Origin of the sequence: Vibrio ponticus, from assembly GCF_009938225.1 — a bacterium.
GTDB lineage: Bacteria > Pseudomonadota > Gammaproteobacteria > Enterobacterales > Vibrionaceae > Vibrio > Vibrio ponticus.
Genome location: NZ_AP019658.1, coordinates 1,172,373 through 1,187,969, shown reverse-complemented (window position 1 = coordinate 1,187,969; position 15,597 = coordinate 1,172,373). Strand labels below are relative to the sequence as shown.

Sequence of the window (15,597 nt, the reverse complement as noted above, 5' to 3'; positions counted from 1 at the left end):
CTAGCCAACTGACGTTGTTAGTGAACCTACTAATTTGTTCACATTCATATATAGCCAATCATGATGTTGTGATTGGCTTTTTTTCTTTTTAGCGCCAGCGTTTCAAACACTTACTATCCCTGCATAGTTAATTATCACCATAACAGCTAGGTTGTCTTGGGCATACCGCTCCCCGAGAACAGATCACTCTTGCATCAAAGTTCAACCCCCGTTCAACCCAATTTATATTGAGGATTTTAGCAATGGTTGTGAATTCGCGTTTGATATGGTGTGGAATCGGTGCACTGCCACCGTTTGAAACACAAAGTGATTTAAGCTCTTCCGCTATTGATAGTGCATGACCGCCTTGGGCGTTAATTGCGGGGTTCAGATCTATACCTGCACACAAGACTCGATTGTTGCCCGCTGGATCGGTCATATTCATTGATTCGCAGCAGTAAATTCGTGGTTCATCGCCAACGTGCAAAATAGAGATCTGTGCTGAACTGCCATTTTGTGGTTCTGAGAGACGACGAAATACTGCCCAGTGCTGACAAGGATCATTCACTTTGCGCATGTTGCCCCAAGGTAAAGGGATGCCATTGCCCCGGTAAACGGCTTTTAGCTTGTTTTGACCATAGGCATCAAAGTAATGCCAATGTGGGTAAGGGGAGACGACGGTCATGCGACGCATCGCTACTGAGGGAGACACACCCGCTTTTTTGTGTACATCAATCTCGTAGCCGTTACGATCAAGTAACTGTCTGAAGGGGACTTTCGGGCACAGCAGTGCACCGGCGAAAAAGCTGGATTCGAAATCACGCCATGCTTGTAATATGTGCTGTGAGTTTAGTTCGGTATTGTTGTTTTGTTCAGGCTGCTCTTCCCACGTATTGGCGTGTCCAACAGACAGGACACTTTTAAGCCCTTCTTTGCTGTGCAGTACACAGTGACCAATATAGACCGCCAAATCATATTTCAAACGAGTAGGGTAGTCGCGCAGAATTTCATTAAGGTAGATACTGCCCGGAGGCTCGAAAAATGAGGTGACGACTTGTTTGGCACTCATACCTAATTCATCAACCACATCTTGAGGAGCGCGTTGAATCCAACGGATGGTAAGTCCCATACTGCGAGCGATATCCATCAAATCTTGGGTAGAGAGATTAAGACGTTTGAGACCAACCTCTTCAGCCGCGCGTTCTAGATCTGGGAAATGGTTTTGGTGACTCTCTTGGTGGGCGCGGATCAGAAGGTGAGCAAATTGGCGACCAGTAATTCCCGTTTGTGACAACATCTCAGGAATCGCGATTTGTAGAATTTCTTTGGAAAATAGAAAACTGGGCTCTAGCGCCATACCACTAATGCCACCACGATTACCTTTATCGGGGGTAATATCTTCGTGACTGGGTTCATCATCTAAAAACCATGCAGGATCTTTTTGGAAAACTTCGGCGATCACTTCAAGCATGTCGATACTCGGTACACGTTTTCCGCGTTCGATCATCGAGAGGTAAGAGACCGACGGAGCATACTCTGGATTGACTCGTATACAACGTGCAGAGAGATCTTCCATGGTTAAGTGGTTACGTTTTCTAAGATTTCTTATCTTGGTCCCTAAAAAATGGGACTGACGGATTAAACTTTTTGACAGCAGCATTTTGTAAAATTCACAGTGTAAAATTTTTGTTGTGAAATTGTAGTCAAAAATTCGCTAATCTTCCTAGTAAGCAGTTCACACATTTGTCATCAAATTGAAATTCAATTTACATGAGCTGTCAGGGATAAGAAATTTGTGCGTTATAACGCGAGGGAAAGACTATGAATATGCAAACGTTCGAAAACAATGAAATCCAAACAAATTCGACTTCTTTTATTGCTAATGCAGTCTTTGCCGTGGAAGCAATGAAAGCGGACCAAGCACAAGAAAAGCAGATGAAGACGAAACAGTTGCTCGATCGCCTGTTCCCATTAGAGAACGGTTCGCACTGTGATGTAACTGAGTATGTTATCGACCTACGCCATGTAATGGCATTCTTTAAAGATGGCACCCACAGTGGTCTAAAGCACCCTAAGCACTTTGTTGCCTTTACTGGTGAAAAAGAGCAGCCACACTCAATTCTGTTCCGCGATGGCACTGGTAGCCACATGGAAGTGATTTTTGGTCGTCAAAGAGGCACGGGTAGTGTTGAATTCATTACTATCGATGATATTCAAATGGAGACTTGCACAACGTTTCCACAAATGGAATCGAGTTCTGCAATGCGTCATTGGATCAGCCTGGTTAAAGGTGATCATAAAGGTAAGCCGATGGCATGCAGTGAAGATAAAGAGTACACCGCCAAAAATGGCGACGACTACCGCTTAGATTGCTGTTACAAACTTTAGTTTTTGCTCAGCCAGTAATAAATCAATAAAGGATCCAGCATTGGCTGGATTTTTTATTGTTGAAATTCCACTGATGAGAAATGTGGGTTGTCGATAGTAACTCTCAAGCTCTTGAGTTGTTCTGTTGGGATAAAGCGTGGTTCGCCGTTACTTTCAATGATGAGGCACTCTTGTTTATGTGTATTGTAGCCAGTATCGCTAGCGATTCCTTCAACGATGGAACCATCAAGTAACACAAGTCGTAAAGGAAAGTGATACATACAGGCGATTTCAAGATAATCATATTGGTTACACGAGATCATAGCGTGTCCTTAATTGGCTTGAGTTCAACAACATTCCCTTCGGGATCGGTTAGGTAAATAGAACGACCGAACCCTTGGGCTCCGTAACGTTCAACGAACTCTCGGTTACTGGGGTTATATTTTTCTACCAGTTTGAGCGCTTCGGCTTCAGGAAGAGCGGCAATTTGCAGGCAGAAATGATCAACGTTTCGCCCGTCTTGTTGAGGCGCTTTGCCGCCTAACATGCCAAGTTGGCTATCAACAGTAACAATATCAATCAGCGCACTACCAGCACGCAGTTGGGTCAAACCAAGTTCCGGCAGAGTGCGTTCAACAGGGCAATTCAGCGTATCACGATAAAAGTGCAACATGCTCTCGAGTTGAGTGGTGCGCAAGACAATATGATCCAGCCCTTTAATCTCAATCATGATTTTCCCTTTGTTGATAGCAAGCGTTTTACATTATTAGTTTAAGCGCTAATCCAGAAAAATAGGTACCCATTAAAAACTCGAGTTTGGCTGGGCAAGAAACTCAATCTCTTCTGCACTGCTTGTACGGTTTAAAATTTCATTACGATGTGGGTAGCGACCAAAGCGGTCGATGATCACTTTATGCTTAAGTTCAAAATCGTAATTGTTTTCCATGCCTGGCTGAGCAAACAGTTTTACCGCCTGTTCATGGATTAATACGGATTCACTGTGCATATAAGGCATGTAGAGAAACGACTTTTCGATGGTGTTAAGCTCTTTGTCTACTCCTAGTCGAACCGCTTCTTGTGCCAGTGCTAACGCCAATGGATCTTGGCTAAAAGCTTGTGGTGTATTGCGGTAGATATTGCGCGAGAATTGATCTAAGACGATGACTTCTGCTAAGCGACCTTGCGCGGTCTCTCGCCAAGAGTACAACTCAGCTTGTGCTGCTTGCTTAAGTAAAGCGCCAAATAGCGTTTCGATCCGTTTATCGACCTCAGGGTTGGAGACAAACCAATCTTTTGGTTCCAGTTGCTTAAACCAAAAATCGAGCACTTGTTGCGGCATAAAATTCCCTCTCTGAAATCGTTGCTTGAGCTGATATGACGACGCAAACATAATATACCTTAGTTTGTCTGATCGTTTACCTAGATAGCTCATCAATATAGCTGAATTGAACAGTTCTTGAAATCTTGCGCGTGGCACATATAATCCGCTTCACACAAAAACCACGAGCCGATTTTAAATGATCATTGCAAAGAAACCTGATCGCGCAACCGCGATGCACAATCTGATTGAACAAGTTTTGGCTGAACTTCCTTTGTATGAGCCAGAAACATTTATTTGTGGTACCAAAGGGAACTGCGTAGGTTGCCCGAAAAAGCTGCTAGAGATGGTTGATGGGGAACTCACCTATTGGCAAAGTGCTCTATCGCGTGGTGTGGTGCCTCAATTTGATGAGATACGTCGTTTTGGTAAGATGTGTAGCAGCGTTCGCCGTGGTTTAGAGCGTAACAACTTGCTGCTTAAGCCGGTTTAAATCGGTAGAGAGTGAAAAAGGGAGCATAAGCTCCCTTTTCTATAGTGGTTCATCACGGTTGCGAGTTGGTTCTAGAAACACGCTTTTTTTACGAAGTAAGGGTTATCAAACTTCTTCTCAGGACCGATCTCTGAAATAACCAGCTTATTCCATAGTGCTTTATCAAATGTACCTTTAGGAATCGAAGGGTAGAGAGTTTCTACTTCTTCATAAGCAAAGCGCATAAATTGCTTTTTCTTGATTTGGTTATATTTATTGGCGACTCGGTTGTGCTTTTTGATCCATTCAAGTTTGTAATCATGCAGCGCCGGTTCCGCTTGTTCAAACGGGACACGTGACAAATAGACACGTTTATAAGAAACCTTACGGTCAAGCATAGTGCGCATCGCTGTCTGAATATATTTTCCATGATGAGTAATGGAAATATCGTCGAGCTTAAATGGTTTTACATGCCAGCCAGTTGGTAAAAACTCTGGGCGTTTAAATTGCTTGTTTCGTACTTCAATCGCATTATGTAAAACGATATCTGACGTGCCATTAAACGTTTGTTGCCAGCGTCCGATACGGATCTGTAATGCAGTTGGTAAACGATAAATATTGGTAAACTTATCTTGGTCCATAAGCGCAAACACTAATAATGTGCCGAGATGCTTGAGCACCGTGGCAGGTGTGTAATAGTAACAAGGATTAAAGAGTCTATTCCAACTACCAATGCCTTGCCAGCAAATAGATGTATGCAGATATAACGGCGGCTTAATTAGGCATTGAGAAGTTGTTGGTTAGAGAATAATCCTATCACTAAGCTAAGGCAAGCCTGATTGTTAGAAAATACAGTGCTTCGCAAAGTCTGTTGCTTCGTTCGCTGTCCAGTCGCCTTTTGCTTTTTGTTTCATATCATCGCACCACTCTTCGCTGCCAACTTCAGTACACCCCACAACCAGTAGAACTAAGCCGAAAGCAATTAATAACTTTTTCAAAATGATTCCTTATTTTTAGCGATGTTTGATGCTCTAAGTATATACCGATGAGTGCGCAAGATCGTGATAGGTAAGTCAGAAAACCAACCACATGAGCCGCAAATCGGCACAATGTTCGCCCCAAACCAAAGCATGTCTCTGGTGAGCGTTTTTTTAGGGAATTTACTTGTTCATTTATCATTTTTAGCTGTTATTAAAGTGACTAATATCAATAAATCGCTGTGGTAGTGGCGATTCTTGTCGATCAAAGTCACATAAATACCTGATGGCTAGTGACCGCAAAAAATTCTGATCTATAGTCTCATCGAAACGTTTCGATGGATGTTTTATCAGCAAGTGAATCCAGTTTGATAACCGATTTGGACCACGAGTTGATTTAACAACTGATGACGGAAAACGTGTGATTAAAGGTCGATAAAATGAAAAAAAGTACCCTACTAAATTCAGAAATTTCTTACTTAGTGTCTACGCTTGGGCACACCGATGAAATAACCATTTGCGATGCGGGTTTGCCGATAGCAGACCACGTGACTCGCATTGATCTTGCCCTGACTCACGGCGTGCCAAGTTTTATTGATACCGTGCGAGTGATTTTGACTGAGTCTCAGATTGAAGGCGTTGTTATCGCTAAAGAGTTTGCTGAGGTTAGCCCAGAGTTGCACCAAGCATTACTCGATGAATTAGAGCTAGAACAGGCTCGTTGTGGCAAACAATTCAAGATGGAATATGTTTCACATCAGGAGTTTAAGCAACGAACTCATCAAAGTAAGGCAGTGGTTCGTACTGGTGAATGTACTCCTTATGCCAACGTTATTTTCCAAGCCGGTGTGGTGTTTTAAGCACGAGCCCAATTCATTACACACTCTCAAGAACACTCAGATTTAATCCATACCATTTGCTGGAACTCGAGGTGAGCGGTATGAGGAAGGAAGAGAAATATGTTTATAAAAAATAATACCACCCAGCATGTGGATGGATACTTAAACAAAACACCAATATTCCAATTTCTATTGTTGTCGACTGTATTTGCACTTTGGTCGGCAGCCGCAGCGCTTAATGATGTTCTGATTACTCAGTTTAAATCTATCTTCCATTTGTCGAACTTCGCGTCTGCTCTGGTGCAATCGGCATTTTATGGTGCTTACTTTTTGGTTGCGATTCCAGCGTCAATGGTGGTGAAAAAGACCTCTTATAAACTGGCAATCTTGCTTGGTTTAGCGTTGTATATCTTTGGTTGTTTGATGTTCTTCCCGGCTTCTCATGCGGGCACATACACCATGTTCTTAGCGGCGATTTTCTGTATCGCGATTGGTCTGTCTTTCCTTGAGACATCATGTAACACCTACTCGGCAATGATCGGTGAACCAGAGCGTGCGACGTTGCGTCTGAATGTGTCACACACCATCAATGCGATGGGTTACATCATTGGTTTATTGCTTGGTAAGCATCTGATTTTCCAAGAAGGTGTCGATGTTGAACATATGATGGCAACCTTAACTGGACCTGAGCTTGAACTGTTTAAAGAGCAAGTGCTACAACAGACTCTTGAACCATATAAATGGTTAGTAGGTATCATCGCAACAGTGGCAACGTTGATTGCCATTACCGAATACCCGAATTGTAAAGCTGTAAGTGATAAAGTTGATGATCAACCTTCTTTTGCAGAAACATTAACTTACCTAGCTGGTAACAAACGCTTCTTTAAAGGTATCGCAACGCAATTTGCTTATGTAGGTATGCAAGTAGCGGTGTGGTCGTTCACCATTCGTCTTGCGCTGGAAATGGACTCAACCATGGTAGAGCATGATGCGGCGAACTATCTGCTTTATGCATTTATTATGTACTTCTTAGGTAAGCTATTAGCAAACTTCCTATTTACTAAGACTTCACAAGAAAATGTTCTAATGGGTTACGCAGGTGTCGGCTTCTTATGTCTGCTTTACGTAACGTTTGTTCCTAACTTTAGTGCGGTTTGGGTAGCTGTAGGTACTTCTGCTCTATTTGCACCTTGCTGGGCGACTATCTTCGCTTCGACACTGCAATCTGTTGATACACGCTATACGGAAACAGCCGGTGGTTTTGTTGTAATGTCGATTATTGGTGGTGCTGCGATTCCAGTCGTACAGGGCTTACTTGCTGACTCAATGGGAATGCAAACGTCGTTTATTGTCAGTGCAGCCTGCTTTGCTATCGTGTTCTGTTACTTCATGAGTGAAAAGAAATACAAACAGTCATTTAGTTACGTAACCGCACAAGCTTAAATTTAGATGAGTGCCATATTCGCTTAGGGTGTGGCACTTAATAAGGAACACGAAAATGTTTAAGATCCCACTATACAAAGAGCAGTTTCAAGCGCACAAATCGCTATTAGCGCAATCCGAGCACTTTGAAGTGTCAGCGTTTAAGTACAATTCGGGTGTTGAAGCGATAGAAATCAAAAACTCTCAAGGTCATTTAGTTGTATTGCCATTTATGGGGCAGATGATTTGGGATGCTGAATTTCTTGATACCGATTTATGTATGAAGAATATGTTCAGAGAGCCAAAACCGGCTAAGAGCATTGTTGAAACTTATGGCTGTTTTGCATTTCACGCCGGTATGATTCGAATGGGCTGCCCAACCCCTCAAGATGATCATGTTTTACATGGTGAAATGCCTTGTGCTGCGATGGACTTTGCTTGGCTGGAGATAGACGAAGAGCAAGTTAAGTTAGCAGGTAGCTATGAATATGTGATGGGATTTGGCGATCACTATTTGGCAACGCCATCGGTGACGCTAGGCAAAGACGCGAGTGTGTTTGATATTCGCATGACAGTGAAAAACTTGGCGAGTGTCGAAATGCCATTACAATATATGTGTCATATCAATGCCGCGTTTATCGAAGGGGCAGTGATGACACAAAATATCCCGGATAGCGCATTCGAACTTCGTGATAGCGTTCCTGCGCACGTGAAGCCAAATCAGCAATGGTTAGCATTTAATGAAGCTCTTAAGGGCGCGGCTCCAATCTCAACGCTTGATCAGCCTGAAATGTATGACCCGGAAATTGTTTACTGCTTAGATGACGTTGCTCAGTATGTCGATCACGCAAAGTTCGCAATGCAGGTGGGCAGTAAAACACTAGTGACAGAGTTTAGCACTCAAGAATTCAATAGCGTTACTCGCTGGATCTTACGCAGTGGTGATCAGCAAGTTGCCGCTTATGCGCTGCCCGCGACGTGCCGTCCAGAGGGTTTTTTGACCGCGAAACAGAAAGGAACCTTGATCTACCTTGCTCCGCAAGAGGAACGTAGTTTTACGGTTCGCACAGGCATCGTGCATTAATTTAACTTTTATACCGTTTTAGCCACGTTCAGCCTGAAACGGTAAAGCGTGATTTAGCAAATAATGCAAATCAGCTTTGAATATGCATTTTAAGACTCTAGGAAAACAATATGAATAAGTTAGTGGTATTAGGTAGTGTTAACGCTGACCATGTTCTTCAAGTCCCTTCTTTTCCACGCCCTGGCGAAACGTTACATGGGCGCAATTATCAGGTTATTCCGGGCGGAAAAGGGGCTAACCAAGCGGTAGCCGCAGCTCGACTAAACGCTGATATTGGTTTTATTGCTTGTGTGGGTGACGATGCATTTGGCATTAATATCCGTCAAACATTCCAAGCGGACAACATCGATATTAGTGCGGTAAAAATGCAGCCTAATTGCCCAACAGGCATCGCGATGATTCAAGTTGCAGATAGCGGCGAGAACAGCATTTGTATTTCTGCCGAAGCGAACGATCATTTGACCGCTCAAGCAATAGAACAAGATATTGCGCGTATTGAGCAAGCTGAGTATTTGCTCATGCAACTTGAAACCCCAATGTGTGGCATTGAGAAGGCGGCTGAGGTAGCTAAAGCGGCGGGCACGAAGGTGATTTTGAACCCTGCACCTGCTCGTCAATTATCTGAAGCGCTGTTACGCAATGTTGATATTATCACTCCCAATGAAACGGAAGCTGAAATTCTAACTGGCGTCGCGATTAACGATGAGCAATCAGCGCAACAGGCAGCGGAAATTCTTCACCAAAAAGGAATTGAGACGGTGATGATAACCCTAGGTGCTAAAGGGGTTTGGTTAAGTCAAAATGGTATCGGCAAAATCATTGCTGGCTTTAGAGTTAAAGCGACGGATACCACCGCAGCAGGGGATACGTTTAATGGGGCATTCGTCACTGGTTTGCTTGAACAAATGCCGATAGAATCAGCGATAAAGTTTGCACATGCAGCAGCTGCGATTAGTGTAACCAGATTTGGTGCGCAAACTTCGATTCCTCAACGCACAGAAGTGGAGGAGTTTCTCGCCAAGCAGTAGTAAAGGAGCAAGATAGCGTGGCCTCAATGAAAGATATTGCCAAATTGGCAGGAGTATCAACCTCGACTGTCAGTCATGTTATCAATCAGTCTCGTTATGTGAGCGAAGAGATCTCTGAGCGGGTTAACCGCGCCGCTCAGAGTTTAAACTACACGCCTTCCGCTTTAGCGCGCAGCCTCAAGACCAATCGAACTAAAACACTTGGTATGTTAATGACCACGTCTACTAACCCATTTTTTGGTGAGGTGGTTAAAGGGGTTGAGCGTTGCTGTTATCAAAAAGGCTACAACCTCATTCTGTGCAATACGGAAGGTGATCATCAGCGCATGAAAACCTCCATCAACACGCTTTTGCAAAAACGTGTCGATGGCATGATCTTAATGTGTTCATCTCTGGAAGGTGAGCGTATCGATATCTTTGATAAATATCCCGATGTACCGGTTGTGGTGATGGATTGGGGACCAATATTATTCGCCAGTGATAAGATTCAAGACAACTCTCTACAAGGCGGGTATATGGCGGCTAAATATCTGATCGACAATGGACATACTGACATCGGCTGTATTACCGGTCCGTTGGATCGCCACCAGGCTCAAATGCGTTATGAAGGTTATAAAAAAGCGCTATTGGAAGCCAACCTACATCTAAATCCTGATTGGATTGTTGAGTCTGACTTCGAGTGTGAAGGTGGCTATGAGGCATTCAATCGGATGTATCGCAAGGGACCGCTGCCAAGTGCGATATTTGTCAGTAACGATATGATGGCGATGGGTGTGATTAACGCAGCCCATGAGAAAGGGCTTTCAATCCCGCAAGACTTCTCCATCATTGGCTACGATGATATTCAAATTGCCAAGTTTATGACGCCGCCACTGACAACGATTCATCAACCTAAGTATCGCTTGGGACAAGCGGCGGTTGAAACGCTGCTAAGTAAGCTGGAAGATAAAACTCGTGATGTTCAAGTGGTGCAACTAGAACCCGCATTGGTTGAGCGTGCATCCGTACAGACGATTTAAACCACAGTTAAAGAGTTTAGGTGGAGAATCAATAGTTTAGAATTGAGAGTCGAGGGGAACTGCTTCTCGGCTCTTTTGTTTGCCTACAATGTTGGATCTTTTCTTTGTGTCCAGCCTCTCGACTCTCAGTTTTTCTCTTTCGCTTTCTCAATTCTCAATTCTCAATTCTCTATTCTCTATTCTCGACTCTTTCTCAACTCTCAACTCTCAATTCTCAACTCTCAATTCTCAACTCTTTCTCTCCTCTCTTTCCTTTCTCCTTCTCTGCGTTCAATACAGGCATATTTTATAAACAACACTAAAACTATATGAAACAGTTGAACTGGGACACATTATTATAAAAAAGTTGAATTTGTTGGTGGCTGTTAATTTTTCTGGTTAATCAAAAGGTTTAGTATTGTTGTTACTCATTCACACTATTTATAAATGTTTGAGATATAACAAACAAGCAAACGGATTTATTATGAAAAAAACAGTACTCGCAGTGGCATGTGCTCTAGGTGCCATTTCAACGTCTTCTATGGCTGCATCGATTGTCGCGGACGCACGCAGCAACGCTATGGGTAACACCGGTGTTGTTTCTGCTGACTATCTTCTAGCTCCATTCCACAACCCTGCGTTAGGTGCACTGCACCGCGAAAATGACGATGTGGGTATTTTGATCCCTGCTGTCGGTGTCAATGCGCACGATAAAGATGAGTCGATTCAGACGATTGATGATGCGCAGGATTTATATGATGATCGTTTCGCTAACCCAGGCAATATAACGCCAGCTGATGAAGCGGAGCTGAATCGATTGCTGGATGAGCTAGACGGTAATGCACCGATTAATGTGACTGGTGGTGTTAATTTAGCTGTCGCAATTCCAAGCAAGCTTGTAGCGGTGAACCTATTTGCTGGTGGTTTTGTAGAAGTTGTCGCAGGAACAGAGGTTGGTGATGGTGCTACTGCACAAGATCGTTACGAAGCATCTACCTACAAGATGGGCGCTTTTGGTGTAACCGAATTTGGTATTTCTTTGGCTAAAAGCTTTAATTTAGGCGGTCAAGATATTGCCTTTGGTATTTCGCCAAAATTCCAAGAGCTGATCACTTATTCACAAGAAGGGATTCTGGATGATTTTGATCTGGACAACTATGACGAAAGTGAAGTGAGCGAGAATGCGTTTAACTTTGATATGGGCGTAGCATGGCATGCAGATGAGTGGCGTGCAGGTTTGGCTCTGAAAAACTTGCTATCACAGGAAATCGGCACTGCAACTGGCGACTACACCTATGAACTTAGCCCACAAGCTACACTGGGTTTAGGTTATGCGGGTGAGATTTTCTCAGCAAGCGTTGACTTTGACCTAACCAAACAAGAACGTTTTAAAGAACTTGACGACGATACACGCTTCCTACGTTTTGGTGTTGAAGCGAATGCGTGGGGTTGGGCTCAACTCCGTGCCGGTTACGAAATGGATATGGAAGATACGCTGGATGATTCAATCACCGCAGGTATCGGCATCAGTCCGTTCGATGTGGTTAGCTTAGATATCGCAGGCTCATACGCAGGTGAAAACCAGTTTGGAGCCTCTGCTAATCTCGCATTTACCTTCTAAATATAACGCGAGACTGTAAATGAAGAGCGCCTCGATTGGCGCTCTTTTTGTATGCAAATATCTTCTGTTAATATTTTGTTATCAATAAGTGAGAGCTAGATCCTTCCTTCACTAATTTTTATCGCTTACTTTATAAGCAATCCGTTCGTTATCTAATTGTTTCACTGAGGGTAATGAATAGGCGTGCAACGTTATGGCAAGCAGTAGTGATTGCCGATAGTTAACATGGAGAGTCACAGATGAAAATTAAGAAGTTGGCGCAAAGCCTTGCACTTACCGCGGCGTGCTTAGGCTTTACCAGCCAAGCAGTAGCCCAAGATCGCAGTTACATTCTTGCTACTGCCTCCACCGGCGGTACTTACTACCCAGTAGGTGTGGCATTGGCAACGCTGAGTAAAGTGAAGCTGACGCCAAAGTATAAGTTCTCTCTTTCTGCGATTAGCTCTGCTGGATCGGGTGAGAACGTTAAACTGCTTAATGAAAACGAAGCGCAGTTTGCAATCTTGCAAGGTCTGTATGGTGCATGGGCATGGAATGGTGAAGGACCGTACAAGCAGCGTCAGGAAGATCTGCGTTCAGTTTCGATGCTTTGGCAAAACGTTGAGCACTTTATCGTGCGCAGTGAGTTAGCGAGCTCAGGTACGGTAGAAGATCTGAATAACCTTAAAGATAAGAAGTTCTCCATCGGTAAGAAAAACTCCGGTACGGAAAACTCTGGTCGACAGATTATGAAAGGGCTTGGTGTTGATGCTGACAGCTTTAATCTCGCTCACATGGGTTATGGTGGTAGTGCGAGTGCGCTGCAAAATGGCACCATTGATGGCATGAATACTCCGGCAGGTGTGCCTGTTGGTGCGGTCACCCAAGCGTTTGCCGCTTTGGGCGAAGAGATTCAGATCCTTTCTTTTACCGATGAGCAGATCAAGCAAGCAAACGGCTCGTACAATCTTTGGACTAAGTATGAGATCCCTGCGGGCACTTACCCTGGCGTCGATAAAGTGGTTAATACCATTGCTCAGCCAAACTTCCTTGCGGTACGTCATGATGTATCGGATCAAGATGTGTATGAGTTAACCAAAGCGATCTATGAAAACCTGCCATTCTTACAAGGCATTCATAAAGCTACTAAAGCGATGGCACTAGAAAAAGCAATTGCAGGTTTGCCTGTTCCGCTGCACCCAGGTGCAGCAAAATATTACCAAGAGATGGGAATAGAAGTACCGGCTTCGCTGATACTTCAATAGATCCCGTTGCATTAGCCGATAAACGCTTGGCTAATGGCGTTCATGCCTCAATGGAACATATACATTGAGGCATTTGTCTCTCATTGTTGATGGAGTAGTTATGAGTGACGCCCAAGAAGTAGAGCTCAGTCAATTTGAGCTTGCAACGAGAAAAGATGTTAAATGGGTGACTGCCACCATTACAGTATTTGCTGTCGCGCTGTCACTGTTACATATCTGGTTTAATACCTTCGCGACCATTTCAGAATTATGGATATCAGCCACGCACTTTGCCGGTTTTGCGGTGATGTGCGCTTTACTCTATCCCGCCCATAGAAGCTTGATCCACAGTAAGACGGCACTAGCATTTGATGTCGTGCTGGCACTAGGTGCAGTCGCTTGTCTTATCTATCTGCCTTTGGCTGAAGATGCGCTCTATGAGCGCGGAGTTAAGTTTGTCACCAGCGATTGGGTATTTGCCATTATGGCAATTGTTATCGTGACGGAATTGATTCGTCGCACCATGGGGTGGTTTATCCCTGTTCTTATTGTTATCTGTTTAACCTATGTTGTCTGGTGGGGCAAATGGGCGACGGGTATTTTCCATTTTCCTGGTCTTAGTCTGGAAACTTTACTCTACCGCAGTTTTTACTCCTCCGAGGGGATGTTTGGTCCCATCGCGCGTATCAGTTGGAGCTTCGTGTTTATGTTTATCCTCTTTGGCGCATTTTTAGTGCGCTCTGGTGTTGGGGATTACATTATCAACGTTGCGCGAGCAGCCGCAGGTAAAATTATCGGTGGACCGGGTTTTATCGCTGTTATTGGTAGCGGATTAATGGGATCGGTATCTGGCTCAAGCGTTGCCAATACGGTGTCGACTGGCGTGATCAGTATTCCTTTGATGCGTAAGGCGGGTTTCCCGGCTAAATTTGCGGCTGGGGTAGAAGCGGCGGCGTCGACTGGTGGGCAACTTATGCCACCTGTGATGGGGGCAGGGGCGTTCATCATGGCGTCTTATACCCAGATTCCTTATGTCGATATTATTGCGGTGTCGTTTATGCCTGCTTTGATCTATTTTCTCTCAGTTGGTTTCTTTGTGCGTATTGAAGCCAAGCGTAGTGGCGTACAGAAAATTACCGTATCAGAGCAGTCTCTGACTAAGGTGCTGATTTCAGGTTGGCACAACCTTATCCCTTTGGTCGTGCTAGTTTGCCTCTTAGTACAAGGTTTTACGCCTACTTATGCGGCGGGTTTGTCGATCATCTCGGTTGTGGTCGCAAGCTGGTTTTCAAAAGAGCATAAAATGGGACCTAAAGCGATCGTTGAGGCTATGGCTCAAGGGGCGCGAAATATGGCGACCACGGCTGTTCTACTGGTGGGGATTGGTTTGGTGATCAATGTAATCAGTACGACTGGTATCGGTAATACCTTCTCATTGATGATCGATAGTTGGGCTGGTGGTGATTTGCTGATCATGTTGGCTTTGATTGCGTTGGCTTCTCTCGTACTAGGCATGGGGCTTCCGGTAACGGCTGCTTATATCGTATTAGGCACACTCTCTGCGCCGGCTTTGTATAAGCTTTTAGCAGAGCATCAGTTGGTGGCGATGCTGGTTGCGGGTGAATTGCCAGAACAAGCGAAGGCGATCTTTATGTTAGCTGCGCCAGACAAGCTTGCTTTGCTTGAGGCTCCGATGCTAGAGGTGACCGCGAACGAGCTTATTGCATTAGTGCCAGCGGACTTTATGAGCATGTTACTTGAGCAAGCTTTAGGCGTTGAAACCGTTGCACTTGCGTTGCTCTCCGCGCATTTGATTATCTTTTGGTTGTCGCAAGACAGTAACGTGACACCTCCGGTTTGTCTCACAGCTTTTGCTGCCGCGACGATAGCGAAAACCCCACCTATGCGCACTGGTTTAATGGCGTGGAAGATTGCGAAGGGGCTTTATTTAGTGCCATTGCTTATCGCGTATACAGGACTGGTATCGTGGGATATCGGACACGTATTACAAGTTGGTCTACTGGCGATTATTGGTACCTATGCATTGATCGCGGCTATCGAAGGCTATCTAGAAGGACCACTCAATTGGGCAATGCGCGTAGTAATGCTGGCTACCGGGGTATGCTTAGTTTGGCCAGGTATTGATTTGATAATCAAACTGATTGCGGTGATGGTGTTTGTGGCGGGTTTTGTTTATAGCTCAAGGCTTTACCATCGGCACTCAGCAGTAGTGAGTTAAGCCAAATTAAAGGCATAAAAAAACCGGCGC

At 44.4% G+C, this 15,597-nt stretch carries 16 protein-coding genes; 10 read left to right on the top strand and 6 right to left on the bottom strand.

Features of this window, described 5'->3' with window-relative positions; translation table 11 throughout:
* Window positions 1-127: 127 nt before the first annotated feature.
* A complete protein-coding gene (locus GZN30_RS19465) occupies window positions 128-1,639 on the bottom strand; it encodes a DUF3612 domain-containing protein (RefSeq protein WP_075649725.1) in 1,512 nt (503 codons plus the stop codon).
* Between the two features lie 161 nt (window positions 1,640-1,800).
* Here GZN30_RS19465 and GZN30_RS19460 point away from each other — a divergent pair, with 161 nt between their 5' ends.
* Entirely contained in the window at window positions 1,801-2,367 is a 567-nt protein-coding gene (locus GZN30_RS19460; RefSeq protein WP_075649724.1) for an aldolase/citrate lyase/malate synthase family protein, read from the top strand.
* Between the two features lie 53 nt (window positions 2,368-2,420).
* On the opposite strand, the gene GZN30_RS19455 is transcribed toward GZN30_RS19460, so the two are convergent.
* The 3 genes from GZN30_RS19455 to GZN30_RS19445 all read right to left on the bottom strand — a co-directional run bounded on the left by GZN30_RS19455 (window position 2,421) and on the right by GZN30_RS19445 (window position 3,685).
* Entirely contained in the window at window positions 2,421-2,669 is a 249-nt protein-coding gene (locus tag GZN30_RS19455; protein WP_075649723.1) for a Rho-binding antiterminator, read from the bottom strand.
* Entirely contained in the window at window positions 2,666-3,076 is a 411-nt protein-coding gene (locus GZN30_RS19450; RefSeq protein WP_075649722.1) for a VOC family protein, read from the bottom strand. The genes GZN30_RS19455 and GZN30_RS19450 overlap by 4 nt, the downstream gene beginning before the upstream one ends.
* Before the next feature lie 72 nt (window positions 3,077-3,148).
* On the bottom strand, window positions 3,149-3,685 hold the full coding sequence (locus tag GZN30_RS19445) for a DUF924 family protein (protein ID WP_075649721.1): 537 nt from the start codon (window positions 3,683-3,685) through the stop codon (window positions 3,149-3,151).
* A 178-nt stretch (window positions 3,686-3,863) separates the two neighbouring features.
* On the opposite strand from GZN30_RS19445, the gene GZN30_RS19440 reads away from it, so the two are divergent.
* Window positions 3,864-4,157, top strand: coding sequence for a hypothetical protein (locus GZN30_RS19440; RefSeq protein WP_075649720.1), 294 nt, complete (start codon window positions 3,864-3,866; stop codon window positions 4,155-4,157).
* Window positions 4,158-4,228: 71 nt separating this feature from the next.
* Here the strand turns inward: GZN30_RS19440 and GZN30_RS19435 are convergent, their stop codons facing one another.
* Window positions 4,229-4,777 (bottom strand): MSHA operon transcriptional regulator, encoded by a 549-nt coding sequence (locus tag GZN30_RS19435; RefSeq protein ID WP_075649719.1) that lies wholly within the window; start codon window positions 4,775-4,777, stop codon window positions 4,229-4,231.
* A gap of 201 nt (window positions 4,778-4,978) precedes the next feature.
* A complete protein-coding gene (locus tag GZN30_RS19430; protein WP_375732250.1) occupies window positions 4,979-5,119 on the bottom strand; it encodes a DUF3012 domain-containing protein in 141 nt (46 codons plus the stop codon).
* Window positions 5,120-5,553: 434 nt separating this feature from the next.
* On the opposite strand from GZN30_RS19430, the gene rbsD reads away from it, so the two are divergent.
* From rbsD to GZN30_RS19390, 8 genes are all read left to right on the top strand, one after another.
* A complete protein-coding gene (rbsD, locus tag GZN30_RS19425; RefSeq protein ID WP_075649717.1) occupies window positions 5,554-5,973 on the top strand; it encodes a D-ribose pyranase in 420 nt (139 codons plus the stop codon).
* A gap of 99 nt (window positions 5,974-6,072) precedes the next feature.
* Window positions 6,073-7,395, top strand: coding sequence for an L-fucose:H+ symporter permease (gene fucP / locus GZN30_RS19420; RefSeq protein ID WP_075649716.1), 1,323 nt, complete (start codon window positions 6,073-6,075; stop codon window positions 7,393-7,395).
* Between the two features lie 55 nt (window positions 7,396-7,450).
* Entirely contained in the window at window positions 7,451-8,458 is a 1,008-nt protein-coding gene (locus GZN30_RS19415; RefSeq protein ID WP_075649715.1) for an aldose 1-epimerase family protein, read from the top strand.
* A gap of 110 nt (window positions 8,459-8,568) precedes the next feature.
* A complete protein-coding gene (gene rbsK / locus GZN30_RS19410; RefSeq protein WP_075649714.1) occupies window positions 8,569-9,486 on the top strand; it encodes a ribokinase in 918 nt (305 codons plus the stop codon).
* 17 nt (window positions 9,487-9,503) lie between these two features.
* Complete coding sequence (locus GZN30_RS19405; protein WP_075649713.1) at window positions 9,504-10,505, top strand: substrate-binding domain-containing protein; 1,002 nt, start codon at window positions 9,504-9,506, stop codon at window positions 10,503-10,505.
* A 463-nt stretch (window positions 10,506-10,968) separates the two neighbouring features.
* The gene (locus GZN30_RS19400; protein ID WP_075649712.1) at window positions 10,969-12,105 is read left to right on the top strand and encodes a conjugal transfer protein TraF; all 1,137 of its coding nucleotides are present in this window, start codon (window positions 10,969-10,971) and stop codon (window positions 12,103-12,105) included.
* A 239-nt stretch (window positions 12,106-12,344) separates the two neighbouring features.
* Complete coding sequence (locus GZN30_RS19395) at window positions 12,345-13,349, top strand: TAXI family TRAP transporter solute-binding subunit (protein ID WP_075649711.1); 1,005 nt, start codon at window positions 12,345-12,347, stop codon at window positions 13,347-13,349.
* A 100-nt stretch (window positions 13,350-13,449) separates the two neighbouring features.
* The gene (locus GZN30_RS19390; protein WP_161987123.1) at window positions 13,450-15,567 is read left to right on the top strand and encodes a TRAP transporter permease; all 2,118 of its coding nucleotides are present in this window, start codon (window positions 13,450-13,452) and stop codon (window positions 15,565-15,567) included.
* The last annotated feature ends 30 nt before the right edge of the window (window positions 15,568-15,597 follow it).